This window comes from Pseudothioclava alba, assembly GCF_033100795.1.
GTDB lineage: Bacteria > Pseudomonadota > Alphaproteobacteria > Rhodobacterales > Rhodobacteraceae > Pseudothioclava.
Window position 1 is genome coordinate 390,856 of record NZ_JAWLVI010000002.1, and the last position, 18,349, is coordinate 409,204.

Genomic DNA, 18,349 nt, shown 5'->3' on the forward strand with positions numbered 1-18,349 from the left:
TCCTTTAATCCTCGCGCGCGCGCCACTCTTTCCAGCGCAACACGGCATTCGCGCCGATCTGCTGGAAGGGTTGTGGCGGCAGGCGTTTCGGACGGGCCTCGCCGCCGAAATGCGTGGTAATCGCGCTGGTTTCACCGCAGGCCAGTTCGGCCGCGCCCATACCCGTCAATGTGCCGCGCGCAGTGCCAAGCCCGTTTTGCACACAGCCCGAGAACAGCCCGTCATCAAGCTGGCGCATGACCGACACGCTATTGAGGCTAAGGCACAAAAGACCCGCCCAGGCGTGCTCCATCTGCATCCCCGCAAGCTGCGGGAAGCGTTGATCGAACTTGCGCTGCATCACCGCCGCCGCGCGACGCATTTCCGATTTCGAAGGCACGGTGCTGGGGCAAAGCGTGGCACAGGTGCGCGTGATGATGCGGTTGCCGCCCTGCCCCGTGTCGATCCGGCGCACAGTGGTTCCCATCGGGTCGGAAGGCGTGATCCCCCACCGCGATTTGCCGCCGAGTTTCGCCAAGGCCTCGGGCGACAGCTCGGGCGTCATCACCGCGTAAAGGAACAGGTGCATCAGGCGACCGCGCTCAAAGCCAAAGCTCTCAAGATGGCCGTTCACCGTCAGGATCACCGCGCCCGCGCTGACCGCTCCGCTGCGGGTGCTGACGTGCCAGCCAGTGCCCTGACGCTTCAGCCCCGTCACGGCGCTGTTTTCATAAATATCAACGCCTTGCGAGGCCAACCCCGCCGCCAGCCCACGAACATAACCCGCCGGTTGCAGCATCACCGTGCCCGGCGTGTAAAGCCCCGAGATATAGTGCCGCGACCCCGTCAACTCGTGCATTTGCTGCGGGTCCAGCATCTCGCTGCCCTCGCCAAGCGAGGCAAGGTGGCGCGCATAGCTTTCGTTATGGGCCTGCGCAGCCTCCGTCACCGCGCCGTTGATCTTACCAGCGGGATCAAAATAGTTCGGGTCGATGCCATAGTCCTCGACCGCTGCGCGGGCAAAACCGATGGCGTGGCGATTCAGGTCGATCACCGCGCGGTCATCGCCTGCGCCCGCGTAATCCTCGGACGCCAGATCGTGCGGAAGGTCGATCATGAACCCCGAGTTGCGACCGGCAGAACCGCTTGCAACCTGTCCTGCCTCCAGCACCGCGATGCGGGCCTTTGGCTGGAGCTGGCGCAGGCGCCGCGCGGCCGAAAGCCCCGCAAAGCCTGCACCTATGACAACAAAGTCAGCCGTGTGTTCGCCCGCAAGCGCGGGGCGCTCTGGCTGTGCGCCCAGAATGGCGTTCCAGGCTGCCGGCCCTTCCTGAACCGGCAGTCTGCGGGGCGAATGGTCGCTCAATCTACGGCCTCATCTGCATCGTCGCTCAGGTCCACCCAGATCGTCTTGACCTGCGTGTATTGGTCATGCGCCTGAATGCCGTTGTCGCGCCCGCCAAAGCCCGAAGACTTGAAGCCGCCGAACGGGGTCGAGATATCGCCCTCGCCAAAGCTGTTGACGGTGACGGTTCCCGCCCGCACGGCACGCGCGCCACGGATCGCCTTTTTGACATTCGAGGTAAAGATCGACGCCGCCAACCCGTAGGGCGTGTCATTGGCCAGCGCGATTGCCTCGTCGAAGCTGTCGACCGTCAGGACCGAGAGCACGGGGCCAAAGATCTCTTCACGCACCTGCACCGCATCGCGGTCAGAAACATCCAGGATCGTCGGCTCAACAAAGCCTGCCTTGGCTTTGCCGCCCAGAAGCACCTTTTGTCCCTTATCGAGATAGGAACAGACCTTATCATAATGCGCAGCCGAAACCAGCGCGCCGACACGGTTGACGGGATCAAGCGGATCGCCCATCGGCCATTCGCGCGCATGGGCATAAATGCGATCCAGAAGCGCATCCTTGACGCCTTTCTGCACGATCAGACGCGAGCTGGCCGAGCAGTTCTCACCCATGTTCCAGAAGGCACCGTTCACGATATGCGCCGCCACGCGGTCAAGGTTTTCAGCGTCATCCAGCACGATCGCGGGGTTCTTGCCGCCCATTTCCAGCGTGACTTCTTTCAGGTTCGATTCCGCCGCATAGCGCAGGAAACGGCGCCCCGTTTCGGTCGATCCGGTGAACGACAGCGCGTCCACATCCATATGGCGGCCAAGTGGTTCACCGACTTCGGGGCCGGTTCCGGTAACGACGTTGAGCACGCCCGCCGGAACGCCAGCCTCCATCGCCAGTTCGGCAATGCGCAGTGCGGTGAGTGAGGTTTCCTCGGCCGGTTTCACGATGACCGAGCAGCCCGCCGCCAGCGCCGGACCGATCTTCCACGCCAGCATCAGCAGCGGGAAGTTCCACGGCAGCACAAGGCCCACAACACCCACCGGCTCGCGCACGATCATGGCAATGTGGTTGTCGGAGGCGGGCGAGACCTGATCGTAGATCTTGTCGATCAGTTCCGCGTGCCATTTGATAACGTGGATGGTTTCGGGCACATCGACGGTTTCGCAGTCGTAAATCGTCTTGCCGCTATCAAGGCTTTCCAGAACGGCCAGCTCACGCGCGTTGCGCTGGATCAGCTTGGCCAGACGGATCAGAACCTCTTTACGCTCGCCCGGATGCAGACGCGACCAGCGCCCGTCCTCGAAGGCGTCGCGCGCTTTTTCAACGGCGAAATCCACGTCTTCGGCAGCACAAGCCGCAACATTGGCGATCACATCGCCGGTCGCGGGATTGAGGCTTTCAAAGGTCTTGCCCGATTTTGCGGGGCGGAAGCTGCCGTCGATAAACGCCTGATCCGGCACGGAAAGACCCTTGGCGATGGCTTTGTATTCTTCGGTGGTCAGTAGCTCGCTCATGGGCTTCACTCCGCTTCGATTTCGGCGACGGTGCGCTTGAGAACGCGCACGACCTGTTCGAGTTGCCGTTTATCATCCTTGTTCAGCCCCTTTAGAGGCGGGCGCGGCGGACCGGCCAGATAGCCGTTCATCTCGACGCCATGCTTGATGCACTGGATGAATTTGCCGCCCTGTTCGAGCACGCGCATGAGCGGCATCATCGCCGACATGATACGGCGGCCCTTGGCAAAGTTGCCCTCGACGACGCAGGCTTTCCACAGTGCGATATGTTCGGCGGGCAGGAAGTTCGAACCGCCACAAACCCAGCTCTGGCCACCCCAGGCAAAGAATTCGAGCGCCTGATCGTCCATGCCGCAAGACATCTGGATATGCGGGTAGTCGCGCGCCAGAAGGTGAACGCGGTTAATATCGCCTGAGCTTTCCTTGATGGCGCAGAAGTTGCGCGAACGACCAACGCGGTCAAGGAACTCCTCGCCCATGTTGATGCCCATCCGGCCCGGATAGTTATACAGCATGATCGGCAGGTCGGCGGCGCGGTCGATCGCCAGCGCGTTCAGCGCGTTTTCGCGCTCGGTCGGCACCGAATAGGGCGGCGAGCCGACAAGGATACATTCCGCGCCGATTTTCGCAGCCGCCTCGGCCATGGTGATCGAATCCTCAAGCCGGATCGCGACCGTGCCAACCATCAGCGGCACACGGCCCCCGATCGCCTCTTTGGCCAGCGTCGCCATCTCGATGCGTTCATCCATCGACTGGGCGTAATATTCGCCCGTCGAGCCGCCATTGATCAGGCCATGAACGCCTGCGGCAATCAGGTTTTCGATATGCGCGACAAAGGCGTCGCGGTCGATGGACCCGTCCTCACGGTGCGGCGTGATGAGAGGGGTGTATATCCCTTCGAACTTCATGAAGCTCCTCTTTGTTCGGATGCGCCTGGCACGCGGCCAAGCGGGTATTGAATGCTGGGTGGGGTGACGAAACTTTCGATCTGGGCGCGCGATAGCTCCCAATGCGCAACCGCCAGATTGGCAGCAGCCTCGGCATCGCCCGCTTCGATCAGATCAATGAACTGGTCGTGCTGATCGGCAGCAGTGGCCGAAATGCAGGCCATGTCCGCCTTGCGCGGATCGTAGAAGGTCATGCCGATGCGGGTGTGGTCGATCAGCAGGCGGCGCAGGCTGGGAATCAGGAACTCGTTATCGGCCATATCACCGATGATCGAATGGAATCGCTCGTTCCCGATGGCGCGCTCGGCGGCGTTGCCGTTCTTGATCGCCTGACGGAAGGCCCACTGACATTCTTTCAGGCTAATGATCTGCGCGGTGGTCGCGTGCTCAGCCGCAAGCCGAGTCACCGCAGCATAAATCATCGGTGCCGCCACAAAGAAGTTGCGCAGGGTCTTATGCGTCATGGGCGCAACCTGCGCGCCGCGATTCTCGTGCAGGACCACATAGCCCTCGCCCGCAAGCTGGCGCAGAATCTCACGCAGCGGCGGGCGGGAAATCTCATATTTTTCAGCGATTAGCGTCTCGTCAAGATAGCTTCCCGGCGCAAGATCCTGCGTCAGGATGCGCTTTTGCAATGCCTCAAGGCATGTCGCTTTTTTGCTTTTGGTGTCGTCTTTCATCGGAGATCTCCTGTCTGGCTGTGCTTGAGTATTTAAGCCAGACCGCTTGTCTTCAATGTGTATCCATCAAAATACATCTTGTCTACAATCTAAATCTGTGCCTTTTATACATCGTGCATGGAGGAGCTGCATGACCGATAAAACAAGAGACGACGTCATCCGTTGCGAGGGCGTCTGGAAGATTTTTGGTGGCCGTTCGCGTGAAGCGATGGCCGCTGTATTGGAGCAAGGGCTTTCGAAAGAAGAAGTCCGCGACCGCTATAACTGTGTTGTCGGCGTCAAAGATGCGTCCTTCAGTGTCGGGCGTGGTGAGATCTTTTGCATCATGGGCCTCTCCGGCTCGGGCAAGTCGACCCTTATCCGTCACATCAACCGCCTGATCGAGCCAACCTCGGGGTCGATTTTCATCGAGGGCGAAGATATTAATGCCTTGTCTGCCAAGGACTTGCGCAAAATCCGCGCCGAGAAGATCGGCATGGTGTTCCAGAATATGGCGCTGATGCCGCATCGCACCGTTCTGGAAAACGTCGCCTTCAGTCAGGAGGTTCGTGGACACGACCTGCGCACCCGCAACGAGAACGCGATGCGCGCGATCAAGGCTGTCGATCTGGACGGCTGGGAGCATAAATACCCGGACGAATTGTCGGGCGGGATGCAGCAGCGTGTGGGCCTTGCCCGCGCCATCGCGGCTGATCCGGCGATTCTGTTGATGGACGAACCCTTCTCGGCGCTCGACCCGTTGATTCGTCGTCAGCTTCAGGACCAGTTCATGAAGCTTTCCGCCGAGATGCACAAAACCACGCTCTTCATCACGCACGACCTTGATGAAGCGATCCGCATCGGCGACCGCATCGCGATCATGAAAGACGGCGAACTGGTCCAGATCGGCACGCCCGAAGAGATCGTGACGCAACCCGCCGATGACTACGTCGCGGATTTTGTGGCCGGTATCTCCAAGCTCGACCTGATTTCGGCGGCCAAGATCATGGAGACCTTCGAGGCCTACGAACAGCGCCGTGGTTCCTTCGATCACGCCGAATGGCCGGTCGCGCACCCCGAGCATTCGCTCGACGATCTTCTGGATCTGTCGATTGGCACTCAGCACCCGATCGTGGTGCAGCATGACGGCAAACCGCTGGGGATTGTCACCAAGAACGCGCTTCTGCGTGGCGTTCGCGGCGACATCAGCGGCGATGTGACCGCATCGCTGGAAAAGAACTGATCGGGGGAGAGAACAATGGCTAAAGACACCGGTTTTAACATTCTCGACCCGTTTTCCTCGTTCGATCTGGGCATCGCGAAAAGCGCGGATTCGATCAAATCGTGGGCCATCGGGCACCGTGACGCGATCCAGCCGTTCAAGAATTTCTTCAACGACATGATCGTCGGCATCGACAACGCGCTGAACGCTGTTCCGCCGCTGGTCATGCTGGTGATCCTGACGCTGATCGCATGGCAGGCCGCGGGCCGCCGCGTGGCTATTCTGGTGCTGGTCTCGATGACCGCGCTTGGCTTCCTTTCACCCAACGCATGGGGGCTGGCGATGACAACGCTGGCGATTGTGGTTTCGGCCGTGATCCTGTGCTTCTTCATCGGGCTGCCGCTTGGCGTTCTGGCGGGGAAAAGCGACCGGTTCGAGACCTTTATCCGCCCCGTCCTTGACACCATGCAGACCATTCCGGCCTTCGTTTACCTTGTGCCGGTCGTGATGCTGATCGGTATCGGCAACGTCTCGGGTGTGATCGTGACGATCATCTTCGCCCTGCCGCCGCTGATCCGCCTGACCTCTCTTGGTATTCGCGGCGTAAACCCCTCGGTGGTCGAGGCCGCGCGCGCGTTCGGCGCCTCACCGGGCCAGATCCTGTTCAAGGTCGAGCTGCCGCTGGCAACCCCCACCATCATGGCGGGCGTCAACCAGACGATCATGCTCTCGCTCTCGATGGTGGTGATCGCCTCGATGATCTCGGTCAAGGGTCTGGGCAACGAGGTGCTGCGCGCCATGGGCCGTCTTGACGCGGGCAAAGCCCTTGTGGGCGGCCTTGGCATCGTTCTGCTGGCGATCGTTCTTGACCGGATCACGCAAGGTCTGGGTCAGTCTGGCCGCGACCGTGGTCACCGTCACTGGTGGCAGGGTGGCCCTGTCGGTCTGGTAATGCGCCTGATCGGGCGCGCGTGAAAATAATAAAAAACTGAACAACAACAGAGGAGTCTCCAACCATGTTCAGAATGACCTTTGTCGCCGCATTGTCCGCCAGCACCATGCTGGCAAGCGCTGCAATGGCGAACGATACCCCCGGCGCCGGTGTGACCGTCCGCCCCGTTCTGCCGACGCAGATCGAAGAGTTCTTCCAGCACAAGGTTCTGTTCCGCGCGCTTGAGGATCTGGGCTACGAGATCGCCGAGCCGAACGAAGTTGAATACCAGACGATCCACCTTGCCATCGGCACCGGTGATGCGGATTTCACCGCCGTTAGCTGGAACGAGCTGCACAACGCGTTCTTCGAAGAGTCGGGCGGTTCGGCTGTCATGACCAAAGTCGGCACGCTGCTGGATGGCGCGCTTCAGGGCTACCTGATCGACAAAGCGACCTATGACTCGGGCGTCCAGAACCTTGGCGACCTGAAAGATCCGGCAGTTGCGGCCAAGTTCGACGCTGATGGCGACGGCAAAGCCGATCTGGCTGGCTGCGTTCCGGGCTGGGGCTGCGAACGCGTGATCGAGCACCAACTGACCGAGTTCGGCCTGCGCGACACCGTGACCCACAACCAAGGCTCCTATCAGGCGATTATCGCTGACACCATCGCGCGTCAGGCGGCGGGTGACTCGGTTCTCTACTACACCTGGACGCCCTACTGGGTTTCGGGTGCGCTGGTCCCGGGCCGCGATGTCGAGTGGCTTTCGGTTCCCTACACCTCGCTGCCTGATGGCGGTGACGCAAACACCACCTTCGACGGCAAGAACCTCGGTTTTGCTGTCGACAGCATCCGCGTTGTCGCCCGCAATGACTTCCTTGAGGCCAACCCGGCAGCAGCCAAACTGTTCGAAGTCGCCAAGATCGACATCAACGACGTCTCGGCAGAGAACAAGATGATCGCTGATGGCCAGTCGAGCATGGCTGACATCGACCGTCATGCTGACGAGTGGATCGCGGCTCACCAGGCCGACTACGATAGCTGGCTGGCAGCAGCCCGCGCGGCTGCCGAGTAATCGGCTTTGACCCTGCCGCACGGGGGGCTTTGCGCCTCCCGTGCGGTTTCCTTTTTGGAGTTGCCCCGATGAAGGGTCCGCAGCACTTTGTCTTCGCGCTGGTCGAAGACTTCACCCACCTCGCCTTGACCTGCGCTGTTGATCCCTTGCGCATCGCCAACCTGCTGAGCGGCAAACAGCTTTACCGCTGGTCCTTTGCCTCTGCCGATGGCGAGAGGGCCGTTGGCTCGGATGCTTCGGTGCTGCTCACGCATCACAAATTTTCCGAACTGCCCGACTATGATCGGCTGTTTGTGCTTTCGGGGCTGGATGTGCAGAAGAAGGATCATTCGGCTCTGATCGCGGCCCTGCGCAGGGAAGAGCGCAAGCGCGGCAAACCGATCGGCGCGCTGTGCTCGGGTGCCTATGTTCTGGCGCAGGCCGGGTTTCTGGATGGGCAGGCGGCGGCGATCCACTGGGAATACCATGACGGGTTCATGGAGGAATTTCCCGAAGTGAACCTCTTGCGCAACGTCTTTGTGGCCGATGAAAAGCACATCACCGCCTCGGGTGGCACGGCAACCGCCGACCTGATGTTGCACCTGATCGAGCGCGATCACGGCTATGACCTTTCCGTCGCGGTGGCCGATCAGATGGTCTATAGCGCCGCGCGCGATGCCACCGCCGCGCAGAAGGTCTCGTTGCAATCGCGCAACGGGATGCGCAACGCCCATCTTGCCAAAGCGATCGAGATCATGCGCGCCAATCTGGACGAGCCGGTCTCGCCCGCGTTGATTGCGGGAAAAATCGGGCTGTCGATCCGCCAGCTGGAGCGGCTTTTCGGCAAATACCTGAACAGCTCGCCCAAGAAATACTACATGGATATGCGGCTGGAGCGCGCACGCAACCTGCTGCTGCAAACCGAGATGTCGGTGATTGATGTGGCGATTGCCTGCGGCTTTGAAAGTGCCGGGCATTTTTCACGCGTCTACCGCGTGGCCTATGGCATTTCACCGATGATGCAGCGGGGCCGGCTGAGTTAAAGCGCCAGCCCCGTCAGCCGCCCCTCGCGGATAGCGGCGGCGGCAAGGCGCGGTGCGCTGGCGTCGCCGATCAGATGCGGCGTAATCCCAAGAGCCAAAAGGTCGTGATAAAGCGCCGTATCCGCGCGGTTGCCCGTCGCCAGAACCAGCGTATCAGCGGCAATCTCGAACGCCTCTCCGGTTAAAAGCGACACACAGCGCGCCCCCGCATCGGTCCATTCGGCAATCGCGGCCTCGGTCACAAAGCGCGCGCCCAATCCCGCCAACGTCTGGCGTGCGGGCAGATCGGCGGCCGAGCGCCCCAGTTCACGCGCGATCATCGCGTCCGGCGTGACAATCGTCACCGCATGACCGGCTTCGGCCAGATGCCATGCCGTGCCGATGCCGCGCCAATGGCCGCCCTCATCCAGCACGATCACGCGATGCCCCAGACGCGCCGCGCGGCCCATCACATCCTCGGTCGACGAGACGTTCCCGCGACCGACACCCGGAAGCGTTGCGATATGAGGCAGCGCTTTTTGAAAGCCCGTGCCCTCGGGCAAAGATCCGGTCGCCAGAACCACCTCATCCGCACTGATGGCGGCGATCTCATCGGCATCGAGGTAGGTGTTGTAACGCACCTCGACCCCAAGCTGCGCGAGCTGACGACCATACCAGTCGATCAGATCGGTGATCTGCGCGCGGCGCGGTTGCAGCCCGGCAAGGCGGAACTGGCCGCCAAGCTCCGCGCTGGCCTCGGCCAGAATAACCCTATGCCCGCGCTCGGCGGCGACGCGCGCGGCCTCGAGCCCCGCAGGACCTCCGCCCACCACCAACACGGATTTGGGGTTGTCGGCAGGCGTGAACCTGTCACCGCCCCACAGATATTCATGCCCCACCGAAGGGTTGATCAGGCATGAGATATAATAGTCGCGCCCACGCCGCCCCCAACACTGCTGATTGCAGCACAGACAGCCGCGAATATCATCCGTGCGCCCCTCGCGCGTCTTATTGACCAGATGCGGGTCAGCGATTTGCCCGCGCACGATCGACACCAGATCGCTGCGGCCCGCACCCAGAAGGGTATTCGCGTTCTCCGGCGTGCGGATGTTCGATTCCGCCGTCACCCGCGCCGACAGCCCCGCCTGTTTCAGGCGCTCGGCCAGATCGGCGCCAAGGTTCTCGGGGTATTGGAAGGTAGGCAGGATTTTCTGATGCTCGAAATAGCTGCCCGACCCGACGGTGACGTAATCCATCAACCCTTCGGCATCATGCAGCGCCACGATCTCGACCATCTCGTCGCGGCTCAGGCAGACCTCGACCTCGGCAGCATCGTTGATCGCCAGCCCGATGATGAAGTCCTCGCCGCAGACCGCACGGATACGCCGCATCACTTCGCGCGAAAAGCGGGTGCGGTTCTCGAGGCTGCCGCCCCAGTCGTCGCTGCGCTGGTTTGAAAACGGCGTCCAGAACTGGTCCAGCAGGCAGTGATAGGCCGCCCAGACCTCGACCCCGTCAAAGCCCGCCTTCTGGCACCGGATCGCGGATTGCACGAAACCCTCGATGGTTTCTTCGATCTCGGCCACGGTCATTTCGTGGCTGCCGTCGTTGTCGTGATAGCTTGGCCCGCCGGACGGCGACCAGTTCGCGTGCCAGCTATTGTCCCAGTCGCCATGTGCGCCGACATGGTAAAGCTGCTGGATCATCACCGCGCCCTCGGCCTGACAGGCTTCGGTGATGCGGCGAAAAGGCGCGATCACATCGTCCGAGGAATGGCGGAAATTGCCCCGCGTCAGAACGGCAGCGGCATGAACCGGCATCGGCTCGACCACGATCATCGCGGCCCCGCCTTTCGCACGTTCGACATAATAGCCAAGGTGCTGATCTCCGGGCAGCCCGTCTTGTGCCATGTTGGTCGTATGCGCGCCGAAAACGATCCGGTTCTTCAGGATTTTGTGGCGCAGTTGCAGGGGCGAAAAAATGTGCTTGAGGCTCATAGCGCGCTTTCCGGCAGAGTCGTATTTTGGTCAGACTGGCATGAAACGAACAAGGGCGCGACCCATTCGCCGCGCCCTTTGCATCTTAATACCAAGCATCCGGCATCGAGGCTTTCTTGCGCGCGATATAGTCTTTCAGCGCCTCGTCAATCCCCTCGTCCATATGCGGGGCTTCGTATTCGGCCAAAATCTTCTTCCACCGCGTATTTGCACGCTGAGCTGCATCAATCCCGCCTTGCTCGGACCAGGTTTCCCACGGCTGATCGTCGTTCAGCGCGCTGTCCCAATAGGCGGTTTCATAGTGGCGCAGCGTATGGTCGGTCGAGAACAGGTGCTCGCCCGGCCCGAATTGCGCCAAAGCGTCGAAGCCAAGCGCATCCTCGTCGACCTCCATCCCCTTCATATAGGCATGAAGCGCACCGCACATATCGGTATCCATCACGAATTTCTCGTAGGACATCGACAGCAGGCCATCAAGGAAGCCCGCCGAGTGCAGGATATAGTTCGCGCCGCCCTGAATGGCCGACATCATCGACATCATCGACTGCTGCATCGCCTGACCGTCGGGCATCTTCGAGGTCGAGAAGTTCCCCGCACAGCGCAGCGGCAGTTGCAGGCGCCGCGCAAGCTGCCCCATCACCAGCGAACCAAGCGCAGGCTCGGGGGTGCCAAAGGTGGGCGAGCCGGTGCGCAGCGACATCGACGACAGGAAGCCCGCCAGAACCGTCGGCGCACCCGGACGCACAAGCTGTGTCAGGGCGCAGGACGACATCGATTCCGCCAGACATTGCGCGACCGAACCCGCCATCGTCAGCGGAGACACCGCGCCACCCAGAAGGAAGGGCAGGTGGATCGACGCCTGACCTGCCTCGGCATAGGTGCGGATGCCCTGCGTCGTCACACCATCCAGCACCAGCGGCGAGGTGGTGTTGAAGTTGCCCATGATAACACAGTTATTATCAACAAACCCCGAGCCGAACAGGATGCGGCACATCTCGATGCTGTCGGCGGCGCGCTCGGGCGCGGTGATCGAGCCAAGGAAACCACGGTCCGAATAGCGCATATGGGCGTAAACCATATCGAGGTGGCGCTTGTTCACCGGCACATCGGTCGGCTCGCAGATCGTGCCGCCCGAGTGGTGCAGCCACGGCGAGGATTGCCCAAGCTTCACAAGGTTCTCGAAGTCCGCAATCGTGCCGTAGCGGCGCGTGCCATCAATATCCATGATGAAGGGCGAGCCATAGGACGGCGCAAAGACCGATGCCTTGCCGCCGATCACCACGTTGTTGGCCGAGTTACGCGCGCATTGCGTAAATTCGGCGGGCGCGGTTTTCAGGATCTCGCGGACCATGCCCGGCTCGAACTTCACGCGCCACGCATTTGCGGACACGTCGCTCACGCTTGCGCCGGCTTCGCGGTAAAGCCGCACGGCTTCGGGGTCGTCGCGCACTTCGATGCCGATTTCGGCCAGAATACGCTCGGCCGTGGCCTCGATCCGGTCCAGCGCCTCTTCGCTTAGCAGGTCATAGGTCGGGATGTTGCGCGTTATATAGGGAACGCGCAGGTGCAGGTTCTGCCCCGGTTCATTACTGCGCGGCGATTGCGAACGGCCACGGCTACGGCTGCGGCGGGCGGAAGGGGGCGCAAGGGGCGTCTCGGTCATGGCTGTCGTCCAGAATTCAGGGAAATCCGGACTATTTCGGCTGCGAATCCGGTTTCTGGCAATTGCAGAAAATCTTTCCCTTGCATTAGGTGGGCTAATGCGAAACTCTTGCCTGACCTTCCCAGACCCGAGCCGTTGAAATGTCCAAGCGCCCCTATGACCTTCCCGCCATGAGCGCACTTGTCGCCTTCGAGGCCGCAGCCCGCCACGTCAGCTTCAAAGAGGCCGCGCGCGAGCTGAATGTCACCCCCGCTGCGGTCAGCCATCAGGTTAAGGCGCTGGAGGCCGAATTGCGCACCGCCCTGTTTCGCCGCCATCACCGTGGCGTCGCCCTGACCGAGACGGGTGCCTATCTTCTGGTTGCTTTGCAGCGGGGCTTCGAGGCGATGGGCGAGGCTGTCGACCAGTTGCGACAACGCTCGACGCGCGCTTCGGTCACGATCGGGGTCTCAACGGCGGTCAGTTCACTTTGGCTCACGCCAAAACTGGCGCAATTCTGGCGCGCGCATGGTGATGTTTCCGTGGCGCAGATGGTCAGCGATACGGGGGAAACGCCCCTCGAATGTGATCTGAGTATCCATTACGGGGATATGTCGCGCGACAACGGCACCTGCAGCGTGCTGTTTCACGATCATATCATGGCACTGGCCAGTCCACGGTTTGTTGCCGCTCATCCGGTCGAGCGGGTTGAGGATCTGGCGCGGCTTTCCCTGATTCATCTGGATGCCTCGACGACGGGCTGGGTCGATTGGAGCGGATGGCTGCGCCACCTTGGCTACAAAGGTCCACTACGCGGAGGACACCGCGTGAACAATTATATGATCGCTCTGCAAGCGGCAGAGGATGACATGGGGGCGGTGCTTGGCTGGACGGGACTGACGCAAGGCTATCTGGAAACGGGGCGGCTGGTGCCGTTGCTGCCCGACCGCGTCGAGACGCCCGAGGATTTCTATATCAAGCTGCATCCCCATGCCTCGAAGCGCGCGCGGCTTGTCTATGATTGTCTGCTCGAAGGCTGACCGATGTCGCCGAAAATCCTTGCTGCCTGCCCGTGCCGATGCCGTGTGCGTAAAAAAGCCCCGCCGAATGGCAGGGCCTTGAATTCGCAAGTTAGCGCGAAAGATCAGGCGGCTGCCTGAGCTTTTTCGATCGCTTTCTTGATTTTCAGTGCTTTCGTCGACAGTTCGACGTCCTTGGCTTTCGCAAGGTAGGCATCCAGACCACCGCGGTGGTCGACCGAACGCAGGCCCGCTGCCGAGATGCGAAGCTTGAACGACTGGCCAAGCACATCCGACATCAGGGTAACTTCGTTCAGGTTCGGCAGGAAGCGACGACGCGTTTTGTTGTTCGCGTGGCTCACTTTGTTGCCCGTGATCGGGCCTTTGCCGGTCAGTTCGCAAACGCGCGACATAGCATCAATCCTTCGTTTCCTCGGGGGCGTAGATTCGCCCCGCTCTTCAACACATGCAGGCGCCGCAAAGGCAGCGCCCGGAAATCCGTTCGCGGGGGATACGGGGAAAGCCTGCGCGCGTCAAGCGATTCATGCGGAATTTATGCACTCAGTGCGCATCGCCGTCGAACGTCAGGAACATATCTCGCGCACCCATTGCGGCACAAGCTCGCTGGCGGGGCCGTGGCGCGCCTCGTCAAACCAGTCCGAGCCAGTCGAAGGGTCGAGATTCAGCTCCAGCGTTTCAGCGCCCGCGCGCGAGGCGTCCTGCACAAAGCCTGCTGCCGGATAGACATTGCCGCTGGTGCCAATCGAGACGAACAGATCGGCCGCCCGCAGCGCGCTCCAGATTTCCTCCATCCGGTAGGGCATCTCTCCGAACCAGACGATGTCGGGGCGGGTGGTATGGGCGCCGCATGCGGGACAGGCGTCAGTATGGTGCATCTCGGGCGGCGCTGGCCAGCGAAAGCCGCAGGCATGGCACAGCGCGCCCGTTAATGTGCCGTGCATATGGATAACGCGTTGCGATCCCGCGCGTTCGTGCAGATCGTCCACGTTTTGTGTGACAATCAAAACCTCGTGGCGGGGATCGCCCTCCAAGGCAGCAAGCGCCAGATGGGCGGGGTTGGGGGTAGCCTCGGCAGCGGCCTTGCGGCGCATATTATAGAAGCGGTGCACAAGGATCGGGTTGCGCAGCCAGCCTTCGGGCGTCGCAACATCCTCGATCCGATGATCTTCCCATAGCCCATCCGACGCCCGAAAGGTCCTGATTCCGCTTTCCGCAGAAATCCCTGCGCCCGTCAGAACAACGATCTTGGCCATGCGCGCTCCCTTCGCTAAACGCAGCCTATGCGTATTCTGTTTCTCTGTCTTGGCAATATCTGCCGTTCGCCTGCCGCCGAAGCGGTAACCCGCCAACTGGCGCGCCAAACGGGGCTGGAACTGCATCTGGATTCGGCAGGCACCGGGCCGTGGCATGTGGGAGAGGCACCCTATGCGCCGATGCAACGTGCGGCCCATGCGCGTGGCTATGACATGTCGAACCTCCGGGCACGCCAGCTGACGGCCGCGGATTTTGAGCACTTCGATCTGATTCTCGCGATGGACGCTGACAATCTGCGCGAAGCTGCTGCCCGCAGACCCGCGTCCGCGCGGGCAGAGCTGCGGTTGTTCCTGCACAAAGCAAACGGGCCGGACGCAGTGCCCGACCCGTATTATACGCGCGATTTCGACGGCTGCCTCGATCTGATCGAAGAGGGCGCGCGTGCGTTGCTGTCAGGGCTTGCGCACTAGCGGGCGCACAGCGCTTCGGCGGTTTCAGCAAAGGCTTTGTAGCGCAGCCAGAAGCTCTCGTCCGAGGCGTGGTCCGACTGGCGGACCTGCTGCGCCTTGTCCGGCTCGTTGAAGAAACCCGCCGCGCGGCGCTGGTCATTGCCCGATAGCGTCATGTCCGCGACCTGCTGGATGCAGCCGCACAATGCGCGGTTTCCGGGGCGCTCGGACTTTTGGCAGGCTTTGTCGATCGCGCCGGCCTGGGCTGCACCTGCGACTGCGCAGACCGCTGCCACACCGGCCAATATCAAGAAGGGTTTGATCATTGCTCTGTCTCATATCTGCCGGGCGGCTACATTGGTCGCCCGCGCTTGTTACCGGAAAACCATAGCGTAAATCCGGCGTCAGAGCAATGAATCGTGCTGGAATTCGCCGTGTTCAAAGGGATTGAACGGGGTGGCAAAAGGGATGGTGGGGCACGGCGGCCTCCACCCCAGATATAGGGTCTGTCCCCCGAGTGGTCGTCTTACTCGACGACCTCGGCCTCGTAGCCCGCCCCCTTGAGGGCCGCCAGAACGGTGGCTTCCGGCAGGCCGCTGATCTCGACTTCACGGTCTTCAAGGTAGACGGTCGCCTTGCCGCCAACCTCTTCGATCGCGGCCTCGACGGCCTTTTTGCAGTGGCCGCAGGTCATTTTGGGAACGGACAGGATCATCGCGGGGCTCCTTATGGGTTTGGTCCAGATGTGAAAGGCGCAGGAGGACTTTGCAAGAGAGTTTTGCGCAGCCGCGCCAGCATGACGCGCACAATCAGTTTATGGGCTGGCCCGACCGGAACCATATAGAGACGACCAAACGTGTTGTGGGGTTTCACGGACGAGGTAATCGCGATCTCGGTGCCTTCGGGGCAGGGGGTGGCGGTGACGCAGGTCAGCACATCAAGATGGCGGTCGCGCTCGGAGAGCAGAAGCCGCGTGGGGGTGATCTCTTCGACCAGAAAGAAGTCCAGATACTCGCCCGCCTGCGCGGAGTGACGCGGGGCGGTGCTGAACCCGCCGATCTTTCGCACCCCGAACCGCGCCGAGATCACATCGCGGAGCCGAAAGGCGAGACCCATAAGCGGCAGGGGCTGCGCCATCACCGCGTTCCAGCTGCCAAGCGCATCAAGCGAGACCGGAACTGTCGTGCGGGCGAGGTGCAGAAAGCTGCACTCTGCGGCGGGTGCCAGAAGCCTTGCCGTCTGCGGATAGGAGGGCGGCGCGGGGTAGCTTGGCGGGAATGGTGCTGAACGGCTGTTACTCATACCTGAAACCTCTGAAATGGCCGGACTATGGCAGTCGCTGTGCCGCGAAACAAGCCGTTGGTTCCGCATTGGAGACGGGTCAGGCGGGGTCTCCGCGAATCCCTCTTCCCGCCCCCGTTTTTAAAGGCTATACGCGCGCCCATGACCGATCTTGATCACATCCGCAATTTCTCCATCGTGGCGCATATCGACCACGGTAAATCCACGCTTGCCGACCGGCTCATTCAGATGACCGGAACGGTGGCCGAGCGCGATATGAAGGCGCAGATGCTAGACTCGATGGATATTGAGCGCGAGCGGGGCATCACGATCAAGGCCAACACCGTGCGGATCGAGTATCCGGCGAAGGATGGGCAGAAATATGTGCTCAACCTGATCGACACGCCCGGACACGTCGACTTTGCCTATGAGGTGTCGCGCTCGATGCAGGCTGTCGAAGGCTCGCTTCTGGTGGTGGATGCCTCCCAAGGCGTCGAGGCGCAAACGCTGGCCAACGTCTATCATGCGCTGGATGCGAACCACGAGATCGTGCCGGTCCTGAACAAGATCGACCTGCCCGCCGCCGACCCGGATGCGGTGAAAGCGAATATCGAGGATGTGATCGGCCTTGATGCGTCGGACGCGGTTCCGATCTCGGCCAAGACGGGACTTGGTATTCCGGACGTGCTTGAGGCGATCGTGCATCGCCTGCCTGCGCCCAAGGGCGATCGCGAGGCGCCGCTCAAGGCGATGCTGGTCGATAGCTGGTATGACAGCTATCTGGGCGTTGTCGTTATGATCCGCGTCATGGACGGGGTCATCAAAAAAGGCGACCAGATCAAGATGATGCAGACCGGTGCGTCTTACCGGATCGACAAACTGGCCGTTCTCAAGCCGCGCATGGTGGACATTGCGGAACTGGGTCCGGGCGAGATCGGTGTGCTGACCGCCTCGATCAAGCAGGTGCGCGATACCCGCGTGGGCGACACGATCACGCATGAAAAACGCCCCTGCGACAAGGCGCTTCCGGGCTTTAAACCCGCGCAGCCGGTGGTGTTCTGCGGGCTGTTCCCGGTGGATGCCAACGATTTCGACGATCTGCGTGATGCGATTGAAAAGCTGCAACTGAACGATGCATCTTTCAGCTCGGAAATGGAGACTTCGGCGGCGCTTGGCTTCGGCTTCCGCTGTGGTTTCCTCGGGCTTTTGCACCTTGAGGTGATCCGCGACCGTCTGGAGCGCGAGTATGACCTCGACCTGATCACCACTGCGCCGAGCGTTGTGTTCAAGCTGCACATGAAAGACGGCGAGGTGCGCGATCTGCACAACCCCGCCGATATGCCCGACCTGACCTATGTCGACCATATCGAGGAACCGCGCATCAAGGCGACGATCATGGTGCCGGATGACTATCTGGGCGATGTGCTCAAGCTCTGTCAGGATCGTCGCGGTATCCAGATGGACCTGACCTATGCCGGTTCGCGCGCGATGGTGGTCTATGACCTTCCGCTCGCCGAGGTGGTGTTCGATTTCTACGACCGTCTGAAATCGGTGACCAAGGGCTATGCCTCCTTCGATTATCAGATCACGGGCTACCGCGAGGATGTGCTGGTAAAGATGTCGATCCTTGTGAACGACGAGCCGGTCGATGCGCTCTCGATCATGGTGCACCGTGACCGCGCCGAAAGCCGTGGCCGCGCGATGGTTGAAAAACTGAAAGACCTGATCCCGCGTCATATGTTCAAGATCCCGATTCAGGCAGCGATTGGCGGGCGGGTTATCGCGCGCGAAACGCTGAGCGCCATGCGCAAGGATGTGACCGCGAAATGCTACGGCGGCGATGCGACGCGGAAGAAAAAGCTGCTGGAGAAGCAGAAGGCCGGTAAGAAGAAAATGCGTCAGTTCGGCAAGGTCGAAATTCCGCAATCGGCCTTTATCGCCGCGCTCAAGATGGACGACTGATCGCCTCTTGCCAGAGTTAAAAGCCCCGGAACGCTTGTCGCTCCGGGG

Annotated in this window: 18 protein-coding genes; 7 read left to right on the top strand and 11 right to left on the bottom strand. The window is 61.3% G+C overall.

The features are described from left to right. Positions 1-4: 4 nt before the first annotated feature. From RYZ20_RS07825 to RYZ20_RS07840, 4 genes are read right to left on the bottom strand one after another with little or no spacing between them, the layout of a single operon-like run. On the bottom strand, positions 5-1,345 hold the full coding sequence (locus RYZ20_RS07825; protein WP_317672130.1) for an NAD(P)/FAD-dependent oxidoreductase: 1,341 nt from the start codon (positions 1,343-1,345) through the stop codon (positions 5-7). Then, positions 1,342-2,841, bottom strand: a complete 1,500-nt coding sequence (locus RYZ20_RS07830) for an aldehyde dehydrogenase (protein WP_317672132.1) — start codon at positions 2,839-2,841, stop codon at positions 1,342-1,344. Before RYZ20_RS07830 ends, RYZ20_RS07825 begins: the two co-directional genes overlap by 4 nt. Positions 2,842-2,846: 5 nt before the next feature. Beyond that, positions 2,847-3,749: a dihydrodipicolinate synthase family protein gene (locus tag RYZ20_RS07835; protein ID WP_317672134.1), complete on the bottom strand. Its 903-nt coding sequence runs from the start codon at positions 3,747-3,749 to the stop codon at positions 2,847-2,849. Next, entirely contained in the window at positions 3,746-4,468 is a 723-nt protein-coding gene (locus RYZ20_RS07840) for a GntR family transcriptional regulator (protein WP_317672136.1), read from the bottom strand. The genes RYZ20_RS07835 and RYZ20_RS07840 overlap by 4 nt, the downstream gene beginning before the upstream one ends. A 130-nt stretch (positions 4,469-4,598) precedes the next feature. Between RYZ20_RS07840 and RYZ20_RS07845 the strand changes: the two genes are divergently transcribed. From RYZ20_RS07845 to RYZ20_RS07860, 4 genes are all read left to right on the top strand, one after another. Then, a complete protein-coding gene (locus RYZ20_RS07845) occupies positions 4,599-5,690 on the top strand; it encodes a quaternary amine ABC transporter ATP-binding protein (RefSeq protein WP_317672138.1) in 1,092 nt (363 codons plus the stop codon). A 15-nt stretch (positions 5,691-5,705) separates the two neighbouring features. Then, positions 5,706-6,644, top strand: a complete 939-nt coding sequence (locus RYZ20_RS07850; RefSeq protein WP_317672140.1) for an ABC transporter permease — start codon at positions 5,706-5,708, stop codon at positions 6,642-6,644. A 41-nt stretch (positions 6,645-6,685) separates the two neighbouring features. Next, positions 6,686-7,675, top strand: coding sequence for a glycine betaine/L-proline ABC transporter substrate-binding protein ProX (gene proX / locus RYZ20_RS07855; RefSeq protein WP_317672142.1), 990 nt, complete (start codon positions 6,686-6,688; stop codon positions 7,673-7,675). A 68-nt stretch (positions 7,676-7,743) separates the two neighbouring features. Next, positions 7,744-8,697, top strand: a complete 954-nt coding sequence (locus RYZ20_RS07860; RefSeq protein ID WP_317672144.1) for a GlxA family transcriptional regulator — start codon at positions 7,744-7,746, stop codon at positions 8,695-8,697. Here the strand turns inward: RYZ20_RS07860 and RYZ20_RS07865 are convergent. Both RYZ20_RS07865 and RYZ20_RS07870 read right to left on the bottom strand, forming a co-directional pair. Then, positions 8,694-10,673 (bottom strand): oxidoreductase, encoded by a 1,980-nt coding sequence (locus tag RYZ20_RS07865; RefSeq protein WP_317672146.1) that lies wholly within the window; start codon positions 10,671-10,673, stop codon positions 8,694-8,696. The two genes, RYZ20_RS07860 and RYZ20_RS07865, sit on opposite strands and share 4 nt — an antisense overlap. 85 nt (positions 10,674-10,758) lie before the next feature. Further along, positions 10,759-12,336: a trimethylamine methyltransferase family protein gene (locus RYZ20_RS07870; RefSeq protein ID WP_317672148.1), complete on the bottom strand. Its 1,578-nt coding sequence runs from the start codon at positions 12,334-12,336 to the stop codon at positions 10,759-10,761. A 140-nt stretch (positions 12,337-12,476) separates the two neighbouring features. On the opposite strand from RYZ20_RS07870, the gene RYZ20_RS07875 reads away from it, so the two are divergent. Continuing rightward, on the top strand, positions 12,477-13,355 hold the full coding sequence (locus RYZ20_RS07875; protein ID WP_317672150.1) for a LysR substrate-binding domain-containing protein: 879 nt from the start codon (positions 12,477-12,479) through the stop codon (positions 13,353-13,355). A 104-nt stretch (positions 13,356-13,459) separates the two neighbouring features. On the opposite strand, the gene rpmB is transcribed toward RYZ20_RS07875, so the two are convergent. Beyond that, positions 13,460-13,747 carry a 50S ribosomal protein L28 gene (gene rpmB / locus RYZ20_RS07880; protein ID WP_317672152.1) on the bottom strand — a complete coding sequence of 96 codons (288 nt, stop codon included), beginning with the start codon at positions 13,745-13,747 and terminating at the stop codon, positions 13,460-13,462. Positions 13,748-13,918: 171 nt separating this feature from the next. After that, complete coding sequence (locus RYZ20_RS07885) at positions 13,919-14,608, bottom strand: NAD-dependent deacylase (RefSeq protein WP_317672154.1); 690 nt, start codon at positions 14,606-14,608, stop codon at positions 13,919-13,921. Positions 14,609-14,635: 27 nt separating this feature from the next. Between RYZ20_RS07885 and RYZ20_RS07890 the strand changes: the two genes are divergently transcribed. After that, a complete protein-coding gene (locus tag RYZ20_RS07890) occupies positions 14,636-15,079 on the top strand; it encodes a low molecular weight protein-tyrosine-phosphatase (RefSeq protein ID WP_317672156.1) in 444 nt (147 codons plus the stop codon). Here the strand turns inward: RYZ20_RS07890 and RYZ20_RS07895 are convergent. The 3 genes from RYZ20_RS07895 to RYZ20_RS07905 form a co-directional block, all read right to left on the bottom strand. After that, a complete protein-coding gene (locus RYZ20_RS07895) occupies positions 15,076-15,384 on the bottom strand; it encodes a hypothetical protein (protein ID WP_317672158.1) in 309 nt (102 codons plus the stop codon). The two genes, RYZ20_RS07890 and RYZ20_RS07895, sit on opposite strands and share 4 nt — an antisense overlap. 200 nt (positions 15,385-15,584) lie before the next feature. Then, positions 15,585-15,773 carry a heavy-metal-associated domain-containing protein gene (locus tag RYZ20_RS07900; protein WP_317672160.1) on the bottom strand — a complete coding sequence of 63 codons (189 nt, stop codon included), beginning with the start codon at positions 15,771-15,773 and terminating at the stop codon, positions 15,585-15,587. 11 nt (positions 15,774-15,784) lie between these two features. Next, positions 15,785-16,360 (bottom strand): DUF2867 domain-containing protein, encoded by a 576-nt coding sequence (locus tag RYZ20_RS07905; RefSeq protein WP_317672162.1) that lies wholly within the window; start codon positions 16,358-16,360, stop codon positions 15,785-15,787. A gap of 141 nt (positions 16,361-16,501) precedes the next feature. On the opposite strand from RYZ20_RS07905, the gene lepA reads away from it, so the two are divergent. Then, the gene (gene lepA, locus RYZ20_RS07910) at positions 16,502-18,301 is read left to right on the top strand and encodes a translation elongation factor 4 (protein WP_317672164.1); all 1,800 of its coding nucleotides are present in this window, start codon (positions 16,502-16,504) and stop codon (positions 18,299-18,301) included. Positions 18,302-18,349: the final 48 nt, after the last annotated feature.